This is a genomic window from Achromobacter sp., from assembly GCF_057314935.1.
Genome location: NZ_DBHKZA010000014.1, coordinates 35038 through 48497 on the forward strand (window position 1 = coordinate 35038; position 13460 = coordinate 48497).

A 13460-nucleotide genomic window follows, 5' to 3' on the forward strand; every position below is an offset into this window, starting at 1 on the left:
CGTCTCCCGCGTGGTCCAGCCGTTTACTGGGCGCCCTTGACGGGCAGGATGCGGTTGTCGATGAACTGCGTCCACACGTAGTCGTCCTCGCGCAGCGCGTCGTGCGAGGCCGGCGTGAAGGGCTGTTCATAAGTTTTGATCAGGCCCTCGTACTTGGCGATCTTGTAGAAGCCCTGGCGCACCGCGTCGCCGTCGGTCGAACCGGCTTGCCCGATGGCCAGCGCAGCCAGCTGCATGCCGTCATAGGCGTTGGCCACGCCCACGGCAGGCGTGATGTCCTGCGGGCCCTTGATGTCGGAATACTTGGCCTTCAGCGCCTGCATCACCTTGTCGCCCACCGGCCCTTGCTTGCCGAAGAAGCTGTAGGTCTGCACGAAATGCACGTTCTTGGCGTTGGGGCCGGCCAGCTCCGTGAAGCGGCCGCCAGCCGGGCCCCAGTGCGACACGATCGGCACCTTCCAGCCCATGCGGTCCAGCGATTTCACGACCTGCGCTGACGGGCCGACGTTGCCCACCAGGAACAGCGTGTCCGCGCCTTCGGCCTTCAGGCGGCTCAACTGGGGCACCACGTCCAGGTCGTTGGGCTGGAACTTCTCGACGCCGGCAGGCGTGACCTTGGCCGCGGCCAGCGCGGCGTTCAGGCCCTTCTCATTGGATTCGCCCCACGGGTTGTTCACGAGGATCATCCCCGGTTTGGTGCTCTGGAACGTCTTTTGCGCGTACTGGACCATCGCGCTGTCCACGATTTCGTCCATGGCCGACACGCGGAACACGAAGTTCGGGTTGCCCTTGTTCTGCGTGATGGCGGTGCCGGCGGCCCACGGCCCCATGAAGGGCACCTTCTCCTGGTTCACGATGGGCACGATCGCCATGGAGACCGGCGTGTCCAGGCCGCCGAACAGCACGGCGACCTTTTCCTTGAAGATCAGTTCGCGCGCCGCGGCCATGCCTTTGGCGGGGTTGCCTTCGTCATCGCGGCGCACCAGCACGATCTGGCGGCCGCCCAGCAGGCCACCCTTCGCATTGATCTCGTCGATGGCGATCGTCATGCCGCGCGTCAAGGCTTCGCCCGCACGCGCCGACTCGCCGGACAGCGCCGTGATCAGACCGATCTTGATGGGGTCGGCGGCAAGCGCCGGTTGCAGGGCGAGGCCGGCCGTGAAGAGGGCGGCGGCGGTGGCACGAAGCAGAAAGGAACGGCGGGTCGGGACCATCGGGCACTCCTGGAAAAGTGGAACGGATCTTGCATGGGGTTAAGTGCTGCTTTGCTTCCCTATGCAAGATCCATGCCATCTGGTCCAAGGTAGCCGCCGGGGGCGGCGATCACGCCGCCACGAGGGGGATGCAGCGTCTTCAGGCGTGGTTTGTCCGCATCAGATTTGAATTTTGTGTCCAAAGTCTCACGAATTTTGTTAACAATCATGCATCAGGATTTGCACCAAAATGAATCCAACCTTGCTTTCAAGCACTAATCCGGGGCGCGCCGACGCGTCCGTGTGGACGCCTGCGCCGCTGGCCTGCCATGGCCGCTTCGCCTACCAGCCGATTACCGGGCGGGCAGACTACGCCTGGCCAAACGGGGCGCGCTTGGCCGTGTACCTGGGCTTCAACATCGAACATTTCGCCTTCGGGGAAGGGCTGGGCGCGGAATTGGGACCGGCTTCGCCCCATCCCGACGTGCTGAACTACGCGTGGCGCGAATACGGCAACCGGGTGGGCGCGTGGCGCTGCCTGGATCTGTTCGACGAATTGCGTCTGCCTGCCGGCGTGTTGCTCAATACCGCGCTGTATGAACATTGCCCGGAGCTGGTCGATGCCTTCCTGGCGCGAGGCGACGAACTGATCGGGCATGGCTACAGCAATGCGCACCGGCAGGGCGGTCTGCCAGAGGCCGAAGAAAGCGCGCTGCTGGCGCACTGCCGCGACCGCATCCGCCTGCACGCGGGCCAGGCGCCTGCGGGCTGGCTGTCGCCGTGGATTTCGGAAAGCCGCGCCACGCCCGACCTGCTGGCCGAGGCAGGCTACCGCTATACGCTGAACTGGTGCCATGACGATCAGCCCATGCGCATGCGCACCCGCGCGGGCGATCTGTGGGCCATTCCGTATCCGCAGGAGCTCAACGACATCCCGATGATCATGGGCCGCAAGATGGATGCGCGAGATTTTGCCGATATGATTCTTGACCAGTTCGAGGAAATGCGCGCGCAGGCCGCAAGCCAGCCGCTGGTGATGGGCATCGCGCTGCATCCGTATATCGTGGGGCAGCCGTACCGGCTGCGGCACCTGCGCCGGGCGCTGGCGCCGCTGGCCGCGGCGCGCGACCGGGGCGAGATCTGGTTCACCACGCCGGGCGAGATCTGCCGCCACGTGGACAGCCTGCCGGCCGGCGCGCGCTGAGCGTCCGACGTTCCGATTCCTTCTTCCGTCTGCCCATCCGAGTCCCGCAATGCCTACCCGTTCTCCCGCCATACCCCGCGCCAAGCCCGCCGCCCGCCGCCAGATCGCCGTCGAGCCTGCTGCTCCGGACGCCGCCGGCAACGCCGACGCGGCGCCGGATAGCGACATGGAGCGCCGCATCTGCGAAGCGGTGTATGAAAGCGTGATGAGCCAGCGGCTGACGCCGGGCACCAAGCTGCCCGAGGCCGCGATCTGCGAGCTGTTCGGCGTTTCGCGGTCGGTGGCGCGCAAGGCCTTGCAGCGGCTGGCGCACGAACACGTGGTGGACCTGCATCACAACCGCGGCGCGGTGGTGGCCGAACCGACGCCCGAAGACACGCGCCAGATATTCCAGGCGCGCCGCGCGCTGGAAGCGGCATTGCTGCCCTTGGCCGTGGCCCGCGCCACCAAGGCCGACTACGCGTCGCTGCGCAAGCAGCTGCGTGACGAACACGCCTTGCTGCACCGGGCAGGCCAGCCCGCATGGGCGCGCCAGGCCAGCGCCTTTCATGTGCGGTTGGGCGAGCTGTCCGGCAACGCCATCCTGCACGGGTACCTGGCGGAACTGGTGTCGCGATGCTCGCTCATCGTGGCGCTGTACGAACCGCCCGGCAACGCCGCCTGCGAACACGGCGAGCACGTGTTGATCGTCGACCTGATGGAACGCGGCGACGTGGCCGAGGCCGTGAAGATCAATGACAACCACCTTGCGGATTTGGAGCGGCGCATCAGCCTGGAGCGCCCGCAGCCCGCACAAACCCTTGCCCAGATGCTGGGACTGGCCTGACATGGAAATCGATTTCGACGCAATCACCGAATACCAGCGCTACAAGCTGATGGCCAGTCTGATCGTGCCCCGGCCGATCGCGCTGATCACCACCTTGTCCGAGACCGGCGTGGTCAACGCGGCGCCTTTCAGCATGTTCAACATGCTGGGCGAGGACCCGCCCATCGTCATGGTCAGCATCAACCGCCTGGAAGACGGCGGCTTGAAGGACACGGCGCGCAACATCGCCCGCGACAAGGAATTCGTGGTGCACCTGACCGACGAGGCGATGGCCGAAAAGATGCACCGCTGCGGCGACCGCCTGCCCGCGGATGTCAGCGAGCTGGCCCACGCGGGCCTGGACGCCGCGCCCAGCCACCACGTCAAGCCGCCTCGCATCGTGCAGGCGCCCGTGGCGTTCGAATGCACGCTGTACGAGACGATGGAAACCGCCAGCCGGCAGATCTTCATCGGGCAGGTGCGCTGGCTGCACGCGCGCGATGGCCTGATCGACACGGAGACCTGGCGCGTGCGCCTGCAGGACTACTTTCCGGTGGGCCGCTTTGGCGCCAGTTTCTACGTCACCACGCGGGACCGCTACGCGATCGGCGCGGGCGACGCGCCGGCAGGCACGGCGGCCAGCACGGCCATCGACGAAATCTGAGCCGGCCCGCCTTCACCACACGGCGTCGTGCCCCCCCGGCGTCCGCAGATGCCGGGCGAACCGTTGTGACAGGAACTCCACGAACGCGACGGTCTTGGCCGGCAGGTTCAGGCGTTCGGGATACAGCGCATGGATGTCGGCGGGCGGTGTGCGCCAATCCGTCAGCACCTCGCGCAGCCGGCCGGCGCGCAGATAGGCGGCGGTCTCCCATTCGGACCGCATCACGATGCCGTGGCCGTCCAGCGCCCATTCCAGCGCGCTCTGGCCGTCATTCGAGCTGACCGGTCCGCGCACCTTCACGGTTTCGGCGCGCTGGCCGGATTCCAGCCGCCACGTGCCGTAGGCCACGTCGTTCTCGCGCACCACGATGCAGCGGTGGCGTTGCAGATCGCCCGGCGTGCGCGGTTCGCCATAAGTGTCCAGGTAACGCGGCGAGGCGCAGAGCAGCCGGCGGTTGGAGGCGATCTTGCGCGCGGTCAGCCGGGCGTCGGGCAGGTCGCCGAAACGCACCGCCACGTCGAAGCCTTCCTCGATCAGGTTCAACGGCCGGTCCGTCAGCCGCATCAACACTTCCACGTCGGGATACTGGCGCGCGAAGTCCGACACGGCCGGCACGATGTGGGCGCGCCCGAAACCGAACGTGGCGTTCAGCCGCAGCAGCCCCTGGGGCTGTGCACGGGCGCTTGAGACCGACCGCTCCAGCGCTTCGAGGTCGGCCAGGATGCGGCCGCCTTCCGCCAGATAGAGTTCGCCCTCTTGCGTGACGCTGACCCGGCGCGTGGTGCGGTTCAGCAGCCGGACGCCCAGCCGCTGCTCCAGCCGGGCCAGCCGGGCGCTGATGGCGGGCGGCGTCAGGCCCAGTTCGCGCGCGGTGGCCGACAGGTTGCCGTGCTTGACCACCAGCGAAAAGAAGGCGAGATCGGAAAGAGCGTCCATGGCCAGTCCTTTAAACGCTATTTATAAATTTAATTTAATAAAGATTTAGTTTGATCAGTAATTATAAGAATTAAACCGGCTTATACACTGCTCTTACCGATATAGAGCCGCACTGCCGCGGCCAACCGAGGAGACCAGGAATGAAGATCAAACCCGTGGCTGGCGCGGTGTGCGCGGCCCTTGCCGCCGCATCCTGTTGGACCTTTCCGGCCGTGGCCGCCAACGCGTTCCCCGAACGCGCGGTGACGCTTGTCGTGCCCTTCGCGCCCGGCGGCAGCGTGGACATCGCCGCGCGGCTCATCTCGGACGCCTGGGGCCGCGCGCTGGGTCAGAGCGTGATCGTCGAGAACCGGGCCGGCGCGTCCGGCAACATCGGCATGGCGGCTGTGGCGCGCGCCCAGCCCAACGGCTACACGCTGGCGATCAACACCATGTCGCTGGCCATCAATCCCGCGCTGTTCAAGGACATGCCGTTCGACACGAAGCAGGACCTGCGGTCCGTGGGCACGGTGGGCACGTCCCAGCACGTGTTGACCGTCACCAACACCTTGCCGGTCGCCAGCGTGAGCGAGCTGCTGGCCTATGTGCGTGCGCGGCCCGCCAACGACCTGAGTTTCGGCTCGGCCGGTACCGGCAGCACGTTCCACATGGCCGCCGAACTGTTCAAGTCCGTATCGAAGACGCAGATCCTGCATGTGCCCTACAAGGGCGGCGGTCCGGCCATGGTGGACACCATCAGCGGCCAGGTGCAGATGAGTTTTCCGGTGCTGTCCGCGGCCAAGCCGCAGGTCGACGGCAAGAAGCTCCGCGCGCTGGGCGTGACCGGCAACACGCGTTCGCCGCTGTTGCCCGACGTGCCCACCATCGCGGAGTCCGGCCTGCCCGGCTACGAATTCAACACCTGGTTCGTCGTCAGCGCGCCCGCCGGCACGCCGCAGCCGGTGATCGACACCCTGAACGCCAAACTGGCCGAAGCGCTGCAGTCGCCCGCGCTGAAAGAGCGCATGCAAAAGGAAGGGTTCGATCCCCTGATCTCCTCGCCGGCCAAGACGGACGACATGGTGGCCGCCGAGATGACGCGCTGGGCGGACATCGTGAAGGACGCCGGCATCCAGGCCAACTAGACCGCAAGACGCGCCCGCGGTCCGCCGCGGGCGCCGCAATCAAGGACGAAAGACATGCCCGGCATGACGCTGTACGACAAACTGGTGGCCAGCCATGAAGTGGCCCGCATCGACGACGAGCACATCCTGCTGTACGTCGATCTGCACATCATGAACGAATACACCAGCCCGCAAGCCTTCAGCGGCCTGGCCGCGCGCGGCAGGGACGTGCTGCGCCCCGGCCAGCAGATGGCGGTGGTGGACCACATCATCCCTACGCATCCGGTGCCGGCGGCGTTGCGCGTGATCCCCGACGACGCGTCTTCGCGCCAGGCCCTGAACCTGAAGCGCAATTGCGACGAACAGCACATCGCGCTCTTCGACACCACCGACCCCTTGCAGGGCATCGAGCACGTGATCGCGCCTGAGCACGGCATGATCCTGCCCGGCATGGTGGTGCTGTGCGGCGACAGCCACACCACCACCTACGGCGCCTTGGGCGCCCTGGGCTTCGGCATCGGGACGTCGGAAGTCGAACACATCCTGGCCACGCAGACGCTGGTCTACCGCGTCGCGCGCAACATGCGCATCCGTGTCGATGGCGTGCTGGGCGCGGGCGTGTCGGCCAAGGACCTGGTCATTTACGTGGTGCACCGCATCGGCGCCCAAGGCGCGCGCGGCCACGCGGTGGAGTTCTGCGGCACGGCGATCGACGCCTTGTCGGCCGAGGCCCGCATGACCTTGTGCAACATGACGGTCGAGGCCGGCGCGCGTGCCGCGCTGATCGCTCCGGACGGCACGACCGATGCCTACGTCACCACACACGCGCCGCAGCTGCGGGGCGAAACGCTGGCCGCCGCGCGCGCCTACTGGTCCACGCTGCGCACCGACGACGGCGCGGTCTTCCACGTGGAGCACGCGTTCGACGCCGCCGACATCGCGCCGTTCGTCACCTGGGGCACCAGCCCCGACCAGGCCATGCCGGTCACCGGCCGCGTACCGGATCCGCAGGCGGAGCCCGACGCGCTGGCCCGGCTGGCGCTGGAAAAAGCCATGGACTACATCGGACTGGCGCCGGGCATGCCGATTGCCGGCGTGCCGATCGACCGCGTGTTCATCGGCTCGTGCACCAACGGCCGTATCGAAGACTTGCGCGTGGTTGCCGCGATGGTGCGTGGCCGCAAGGTCGCCGCAGGCGTGCGCGCGATGGTCGTGCCAGGTTCGGGCGCCGTGCGCGCGCAGGCCGAAGCCGAAGGGCTTGCCGCGCAGTTGATCGACGCCGGTTTCGAGTGGCGCCAGCCGGGCTGTTCGATGTGCCTGGCCATGAACGACGACGTGCTGCGCCCCGGCGAGCGCTGCGCCTCCACCACCAACCGGAATTTCGAAGGGCGCCAGGGGCGGGCAGGGCGCACGCACCTGATGAGCCCGGCCATGGCGGCGGCCGCTGCGCTGGCTGGCCGCATCGTCGACGCCCGCGACTGGGAGCAAGCCAAATGAATCCGTTGATCGAAGGCATCGCCGCGCCGCTGCCGTTCTCCAACCTGGACACCGACCAGATCATGCCCAAGCAGTTCCTGCGCATCATCGACAAGGCGGGGTTGGACCGCGGCCTGTTGTATGACCTGCGCTTTGATGAGCATGGCACGCCGCGCGCGGGCTTCGTGCTGAACCAGGACGCCTACGCCGGCGCGTCCGTGCTGGTCGCCGGACCGAACTTTGGTTGCGGGTCCAGCCGTGAACACGCGGTGTGGGGTTTGCAGCAATTCGGCATCCGCGCCGTCATCGCGCCGAGCTTTGGCGAGATCTTCTACTTCAATGCGGTGAACAACGGCCTGCTGCTGGTCAGCCTGCCGCCAGCCGAGGTCGACGCCTTGCTCGCGCGGGTGTCCAATACGCATGAGGCTGGCGCCAATCGCGTGGCGGTCGATGTGATGGCGGGCCAGGTCCGCGCCGCCGACGGCTGGACGGCGGACTTCACCTTGCCCGAACGGCATCGCCACATGTTCGCGCAAGGCCAGGACATGGTGGGCGCGTCGCTGGCCCAGTTGCCCGAGGTGGAACGTTTCGAGGCCGCCCACTGGGCGCGCCATCCCTGGATGAAGGACGTGGCGCGCACGGTGCGCGAACGCCTGGACGCCGGGCACGAATAATCGCAACAGGAGGCAGTACCCATGACCGCATTCTTCGACTTGCCCGTGCGCCGCATCCAGGGCGATGGCATTGAAATCGCCGCGCGCATCGACGGGTCGGGGCCGCCGCTGCTGCTGCTGCACGGCCATCCGCAGACGCATGCCATCTGGCACCGCGTGTGGCCCGAGCTGACGCGGCACCGCACCTGCGTGGCGGCGGACCTGCGCGGCTACGGCGACAGCGGCAAGCCTGCTGCCACGGCAGACCATTCCGCCCACTCCAAGCGCCAGATGGCAGCCGACATGATCGCGGTGATGCGCGCGCTGGGCCACGACCGCTTCGACGTGCTGGCGCACGACCGCGGCGCTCGCGTTGCGCATCGGCTGGCGCTGGACCATGCCGATGCCGTGTCGCGGATGATGCTGCTGGACATCGCGCCCACGCTGGACATGTACGACGGCACGACGCGGGCGTTCGCCCAGGCGTACTACCACTGGTTCTGGCTGATCCAGCCGGCGCCCGGCCCCGAAACCATGATCGGGCACGATCCGGTGTTCTATCTGCGCTCGGTGATGGGCGGCCGGCCAGGCGGCCTGGCGCATTTTTCCGACCAAGCCATGGCGGAATACGAACGCGCGGCCCGGCAGCCGGGTTGGGCCACCGGCATCTGCGAGGACTACCGCGCGTCGGCCACGCTGGACCTGGACCACGACCGCGCGGGCCGCGCCGCCGGCGAGCGCCTGCGCATGCCGGTGCGGGCGCTGTGGGGAGAGCGCGGCGCGGTGGGCAAGAATTTCGACGTGCTGGCGCTGTGGCGCGCCGTGGCCGACGAGGTCTCGGGCGCACCGCTGCCCGGGGCGCATTATCTGGCCGAAGAGACGCCTGATGCGCTGCTGGCTGAGGCCGGCGCGTTCTTCGGATGGCGGTAGCCGGCCGCTGTCAATCAAGCCACGGCGGGCGATAGGGCTATCCAAAAAGGGACATACCCCTGGTGGTAACCTTCGCCCCATGAATCGTTACTTCGCCGATCTTTCCGAATTGCCCGAGCCTGAAGACGCGCAACGTGTCTTCAAGGCGACCGACTCCCCCTGCGTGGCCGTGTGCTCGACCCTGTTCGACGATATCTGCCGCGGTTGCGGCCGCACGGCCATGGAAGTCGCCAATTGGGTATTCATGACGGAAGAGGAAAAGCGCGAAGTCTGGATCCGCATCAAGGCGCAAGGGTATCCCCGGCGCAACAACTGAGCACGGGCGGCGGCGCGGATCTTCCGGCCGTCTTGGGCATGTCATATCGCACGGGCTAAATCGCGTTATCGCCCACTTCCGGCCCTATCATGCGCATCGTCCTGGTTACGGATGCCTGGCATCCGCAAGTCAACGGCGTCGTCCGCACCTGGACGACCATGCAGCAGATCCTGAGTGAATGGGGCCACGAGCTGATCGTGGTGAACCCGCAGGGCAGCCGGACCATTCCGGCCCCGTCCGAGCCGGACCTGCGGCTATGCCTGCAGCCGGGGCGCCAGTTGCGGCGCATTCTGGGCGACACCATTCCCGACGCGCTGCACATCGCTACCGAAGGCCCCCTGGGCCTGGCCGCGCGCCGGATGGCGCTGGCCCGCGGCTGGCAATTCACCACCTCGTTCCACACAATGTTCCCCGACTACCTGCAGGCGCGCATGGGCATTCCCGCGGCCCTGCCGTGGCGCTATCTGCGCTGGTTCCACCGGCCCTCGCAATGCGTGCTGGTGCCGACCCCGACGGTGCGCGACATCCTGGTGCGGCGCGGCCTGGCGAACCTGCGGGTCTGGTCGCGCGGCGTGGATCCCCGCAAATTCCAGCCCGCCGACAGCGCGGCGTTCGCGCACCTGCCGCGGCCGGTCTACCTGAGCGTGGGCCGCGTCGCGCGGGAAAAGAACCTGGACGCCTTCCTCTCGCTTGAGCTTGCGGGCAGCAAGGTGGTGGTGGGCGCAGGCCCGGACGAGGCGCGGCTGAAAAAGAAATTCCCGGGCGCGGTGTTCCTGGGAATGCAGCAGGACGACGCGCTGCCGGGGTTCTACGCCGCCGCCGACGTCTTCGTGTTCCCCAGCCTGACCGACACCTTCGGCCTGGTGATGCTGGAGGCGATGGCCTGCGGCACCCCCGTGGCGGCGTTCCGCAGCGAAGCGCCGCTGGCGGTCGTGACCCAGGGCGTTACCGGCTGCCTGGACGACGACCTGGGGCACGCCTGCCGCGCCGCGCTGCCGCTGGACCGCCACGCGGTGCGGGCGCACGCGCTCACCCGCAGCTGGGATTCGGTGGCGTCGGACCTGCTGGATTCCCTGGTGCCGCTCGTCGCGGGCGCGTCGTCACGGCCGTCGCTGGCCCGCGCGGGGTGAGGCTTGGGGGGATTTTTGGGGGACGGGTTTCCGCAGCGCACCCCAAACCGGTACAATCCTTCGCAATCCTGAGGAGCGTTGCGACGACCCTGCGGTTCCCGCCGTGCTGTGATCCATCACAACCACGCCACGCGGAACCCGGCTCGCCAGGCTCAGGAATCCTTGTTCAAGCGCCGCGCCCTGCGCGTCGCTACAGCAACGGCGCTCACCTTTGTCGCATATGGCGGGAAAGGCGAGCACTCGACTGTCGTGGTGTATTCGCGTTGTCCGGCCATATCGTGCGCCGTTCGATATTCACGTGGAGCCTACACACACCATGAACGCTGTGACTGATAAATCCTTCTCCGATTACCTGGTTGCCGACCTGTCGCTGGCAGGCTGGGGCCGTCGCGAACTGGCGATCGCCGAAACCGAAATGCCCGGCCTGATGGCCATCCGCGAGGAATTCGCCGCTGCGCAGCCGTTGAAGGGCGCGCGCATCGCCGGCAGCCTGCACATGACCATCCAGACCGGCGTGCTGATCGAAACGCTGGTGGCGCTGGGCGCCGAAGTGCGCTGGGCCTCGTGCAACATCTTCTCCACGCAAGACCACGCCGCCGCCGCGATCGCCGCGTCGGGCACGCCGGTCTTCGCCGTCAAGGGCGAAACGCTGGAAGAGTACTGGCAGTACACGCACAAGATCTTTGAATGGCCCAATGGCCAGAACGCCAACATGATCCTCGACGACGGCGGCGACGCCACGTTGATGCTGCACCTGGGCACCAAGGCCGAGAAGGACCTCTCCGTGCTGGCCAACCCGGGCAGCGACGAAGAGCGCATCCTGTTCGCCGCCATCAAGGAAACCTTGAAGCGTGATCCCAAGTGGTATTCGACCCGCCTGGCGCTGATCAAAGGCGTGACGGAAGAAACCACGACCGGCGTGCACCGCCTGTACCAGATGTCGCAAAAGGGCGAGCTCGCCTTTGCCGCCATCAACGTCAACGACTCGGTCACCAAGTCCAAGTTCGACAACCTGTACGGCTGCCGCGAATCGCTGGTCGACGGCATCAAGCGCGCCACCGACGTCATGGTCGCCGGCAAGATCGCCGTCGTGGCCGGTTACGGCGACGTGGGCAAGGGCTGCGCCCAGGCGCTGGTCGCGCTGCGCGCGCAAGTCTGGGTCACCGAAGTCGACCCGATCTGCGCCCTGCAGGCCGCGATGGAAGGCTTCAAGGTCGTGACGATGGAAGAAGCCGCTGCCCACGGCGACATCTTCGTCACCGCCACCGGCAACTACCACGTCATCACGCGTGAGCACATGAACGCCATGAAGGACCAGGCGATCGTCTGCAACATCGGCCACTTCGACAACGAAATCGACGTCGCCGGCCTGGCCGATTGCCAGTGGGAAGAGATCAAGCCGCAAGTCGACCACGTGATCTTCCCGGACGGCAAGCGCATCATCCTGCTGGCCCAAGGCCGCCTGGTGAACCTGGGTTGCGCCACCGGCCACCCGTCGTTCGTGATGTCGTCGTCGTTCGCCAACCAGACCATCGCCCAGATCGAGCTGTTCACGCGCAACGAAGCCTACAAGTCCGGCGAAGTCTACGTGCTGCCCAAGCACCTGGACGAGAAGGTCGCCCGCCTGCACCTGAAGAAGCTGGGCGTGAAGCTGACGACCCTGCGCCAGGATCAGGCCGACTACATCAACGTGCCGGTGGAAGGCCCCTTCAAGCCCAACCACTACCGCTATTGATGCATGTAGCAAAATAGGAAGGTGCCGCGCCATGTTGGCGCGGGCTTTCCGAACCGCGGGTTCCCCGGCGTCGCCTGGCGATCAAGGGGCCGCGGAGCGTTAATACAGGAGAACGAACATGGTGACTTTGATACTCGTCTGGATCCTGAACGCAGTGGCCCTGCTGGCTGTTGCCTACCTGTTGCCCGGCATCGCCGTGGCCAGCTTCGGATCGGCGCTCATCGCCGCGCTGGTGCTGGGCCTGGTGAACATGCTGGTCAAACCGGTGCTTGTGCTGCTGACGCTGCCCATCACGATCGTCACCCTCGGGCTCTTTCTCATCGTCATCAACGCCCTGTTGTTCTGGTTCGTCGGCTCCGTGCTGAAGGGTTTCCAGGTCAACGGGTTCTGGTGGGCCGTGGGCGGTGCGATTCTGTACAGCATCATCTCCGGCTTGCTTACGAAACTGATCCCCTGATATGTCTGATTCGATGTCTCCCGCCTTCAGTCTGGAATTCTTTCCGCCGCGCGATCTGGCCGGTCAGGAACGGCTGGTCCGCGCGGCCAAGCAGATGCTGGCCATCCAGCCCAAGTACGTCAGCGTGACCTTCGGCGCGGGCGGTTCCACGCGCGCCGGCACGGCAGATGCCGTGCGCACGCTGCGCAACCTGGGTTGTGACGCGGCGCCCCACTTGTCGTGCGTGGGCGCCACGCGCCAGGATCTGCGGGACATTCTCCAGACGTACAAGAACGAGGGCGTGCGGCGCGTGGTCGCCTTGCGCGGCGACCTGCCCTCGGGCATGGGCGGCGATGCGGGCGAACTGCGTTACGCCAACGAGCTGGTTTCGTTCATCCGCGAGGAAACCGGCGACTGGTTCCACATCGAAGTGGCGGCCTATCCCGAAATGCATCCGCAGGCGTCCAACCCGTCCGCCGACCTGGACCATTTCGTGGCCAAGGTGAACGCCGGCGCCGACGCGGCCATCACGCAGTATTTCTTCAACGCCGATTCCTACTTCGACTTCGTCGACCGGGCCCAGGCCAAGGGCGTGCGCGTACCGATCGTGCCGGGCATCATGCCCATCACGAACCATACGCAGCTGCTGCGCTTTTCCGAGATGTGCGGCGCCGAAGTGCCGCGCTGGATCCGCCTGCGCCTGGCGGAGTTCGGCGACGACAAAGCTTCGATTCGCGCCTTCGGCGTGGATGTCGTCACCGAGCTGTGCCAGACGCTGCTGGACAACGGGGCGCCGGGCCTGCATTTCTACACCTTGAACCACGCGGAAGCCCCGCTGGCGGTGTGGAAGGAACTGGCGCTGTAAGCGCGGCGTAGCCG

15 protein-coding genes and 1 riboswitch are annotated in these 13460 nt (G+C 66.8%); of the genes, 12 read left to right on the forward strand and 3 right to left on the reverse strand.

What is annotated here, in order from left to right:
* Positions 1-23: 23 nt before the first annotated feature.
* Entirely contained in the window at positions 24-1214 is a 1191-nt protein-coding gene (locus ACO6D5_RS07370) for an ABC transporter substrate-binding protein (RefSeq protein ID WP_485825025.1), read from the reverse strand.
* A gap of 59 nt (positions 1215-1273) precedes the next feature.
* Entirely contained in the window at positions 1274-1423 is a 150-nt protein-coding gene (locus ACO6D5_RS07375; protein WP_485825026.1) for a hypothetical protein, read from the reverse strand.
* Positions 1424-1443: 20 nt separating this feature from the next.
* Between ACO6D5_RS07375 and ACO6D5_RS07380 the strand changes: the two genes are divergently transcribed.
* From ACO6D5_RS07380 to ACO6D5_RS07390, 3 genes are read left to right on the forward strand one after another with little or no spacing between them, the layout of a single operon-like run.
* Positions 1444-2397, forward strand: a complete 954-nt coding sequence (locus tag ACO6D5_RS07380; RefSeq protein WP_315527394.1) for a polysaccharide deacetylase family protein — start codon at positions 1444-1446, stop codon at positions 2395-2397.
* A 49-nt stretch (positions 2398-2446) separates the two neighbouring features.
* Positions 2447-3223: a GntR family transcriptional regulator gene (locus ACO6D5_RS07385; protein ID WP_485825027.1), complete on the forward strand. Its 777-nt coding sequence runs from the start codon at positions 2447-2449 to the stop codon at positions 3221-3223.
* 1 nt (position 3224) lies between these two features.
* Complete coding sequence (locus ACO6D5_RS07390; RefSeq protein ID WP_050446162.1) at positions 3225-3866, forward strand: flavin reductase family protein; 642 nt, start codon at positions 3225-3227, stop codon at positions 3864-3866.
* 12 nt (positions 3867-3878) lie between these two features.
* On the opposite strand, the gene ACO6D5_RS07395 is transcribed toward ACO6D5_RS07390, so the two are convergent.
* Complete coding sequence (locus tag ACO6D5_RS07395) at positions 3879-4802, reverse strand: LysR family transcriptional regulator (RefSeq protein ID WP_006224812.1); 924 nt, start codon at positions 4800-4802, stop codon at positions 3879-3881.
* 140 nt (positions 4803-4942) lie between these two features.
* Between ACO6D5_RS07395 and ACO6D5_RS07400 the strand changes: the two genes are divergently transcribed.
* From ACO6D5_RS07400 to metF, 9 genes are all read left to right on the forward strand, one after another.
* Entirely contained in the window at positions 4943-5926 is a 984-nt protein-coding gene (locus tag ACO6D5_RS07400) for a tripartite tricarboxylate transporter substrate binding protein (RefSeq protein WP_315527406.1), read from the forward strand.
* 54 nt (positions 5927-5980) lie between these two features.
* Positions 5981-7402 carry a 3-isopropylmalate dehydratase large subunit gene (gene leuC, locus ACO6D5_RS07405; protein WP_485825028.1) on the forward strand — a complete coding sequence of 474 codons (1422 nt, stop codon included), beginning with the start codon at positions 5981-5983 and terminating at the stop codon, positions 7400-7402.
* Positions 7399-8055, forward strand: coding sequence for a 3-isopropylmalate dehydratase small subunit (gene leuD, locus ACO6D5_RS07410; protein WP_485825029.1), 657 nt, complete (start codon positions 7399-7401; stop codon positions 8053-8055). The genes leuC and leuD overlap by 4 nt, the downstream gene beginning before the upstream one ends.
* A gap of 21 nt (positions 8056-8076) precedes the next feature.
* Entirely contained in the window at positions 8077-8964 is an 888-nt protein-coding gene (locus ACO6D5_RS07415) for an alpha/beta fold hydrolase (RefSeq protein ID WP_485825030.1), read from the forward strand.
* A gap of 79 nt (positions 8965-9043) precedes the next feature.
* Positions 9044-9280, forward strand: a complete 237-nt coding sequence (locus tag ACO6D5_RS07420) for a DUF1289 domain-containing protein (RefSeq protein WP_006224807.1) — start codon at positions 9044-9046, stop codon at positions 9278-9280.
* Between the two features lie 89 nt (positions 9281-9369).
* Positions 9370-10410 carry a glycosyltransferase family 4 protein gene (locus ACO6D5_RS07425; RefSeq protein ID WP_485825031.1) on the forward strand — a complete coding sequence of 347 codons (1041 nt, stop codon included), beginning with the start codon at positions 9370-9372 and terminating at the stop codon, positions 10408-10410.
* A 64-nt stretch (positions 10411-10474) separates the two neighbouring features.
* Positions 10475-10624, forward strand: a riboswitch (S-adenosyl-L-homocysteine riboswitch).
* A 102-nt stretch (positions 10625-10726) separates the two neighbouring features.
* Positions 10727-12145 (forward strand): adenosylhomocysteinase, encoded by a 1419-nt coding sequence (gene ahcY, locus ACO6D5_RS07430; RefSeq protein WP_006224805.1) that lies wholly within the window; start codon positions 10727-10729, stop codon positions 12143-12145.
* A gap of 121 nt (positions 12146-12266) precedes the next feature.
* Positions 12267-12602, forward strand: a complete 336-nt coding sequence (locus tag ACO6D5_RS07435) for a phage holin family protein (RefSeq protein WP_006224804.1) — start codon at positions 12267-12269, stop codon at positions 12600-12602.
* Between the two features lies 1 nt (position 12603).
* Entirely contained in the window at positions 12604-13446 is an 843-nt protein-coding gene (gene metF / locus ACO6D5_RS07440; RefSeq protein WP_485825032.1) for a methylenetetrahydrofolate reductase [NAD(P)H], read from the forward strand.
* Positions 13447-13460 lie beyond the last annotated feature (14 nt).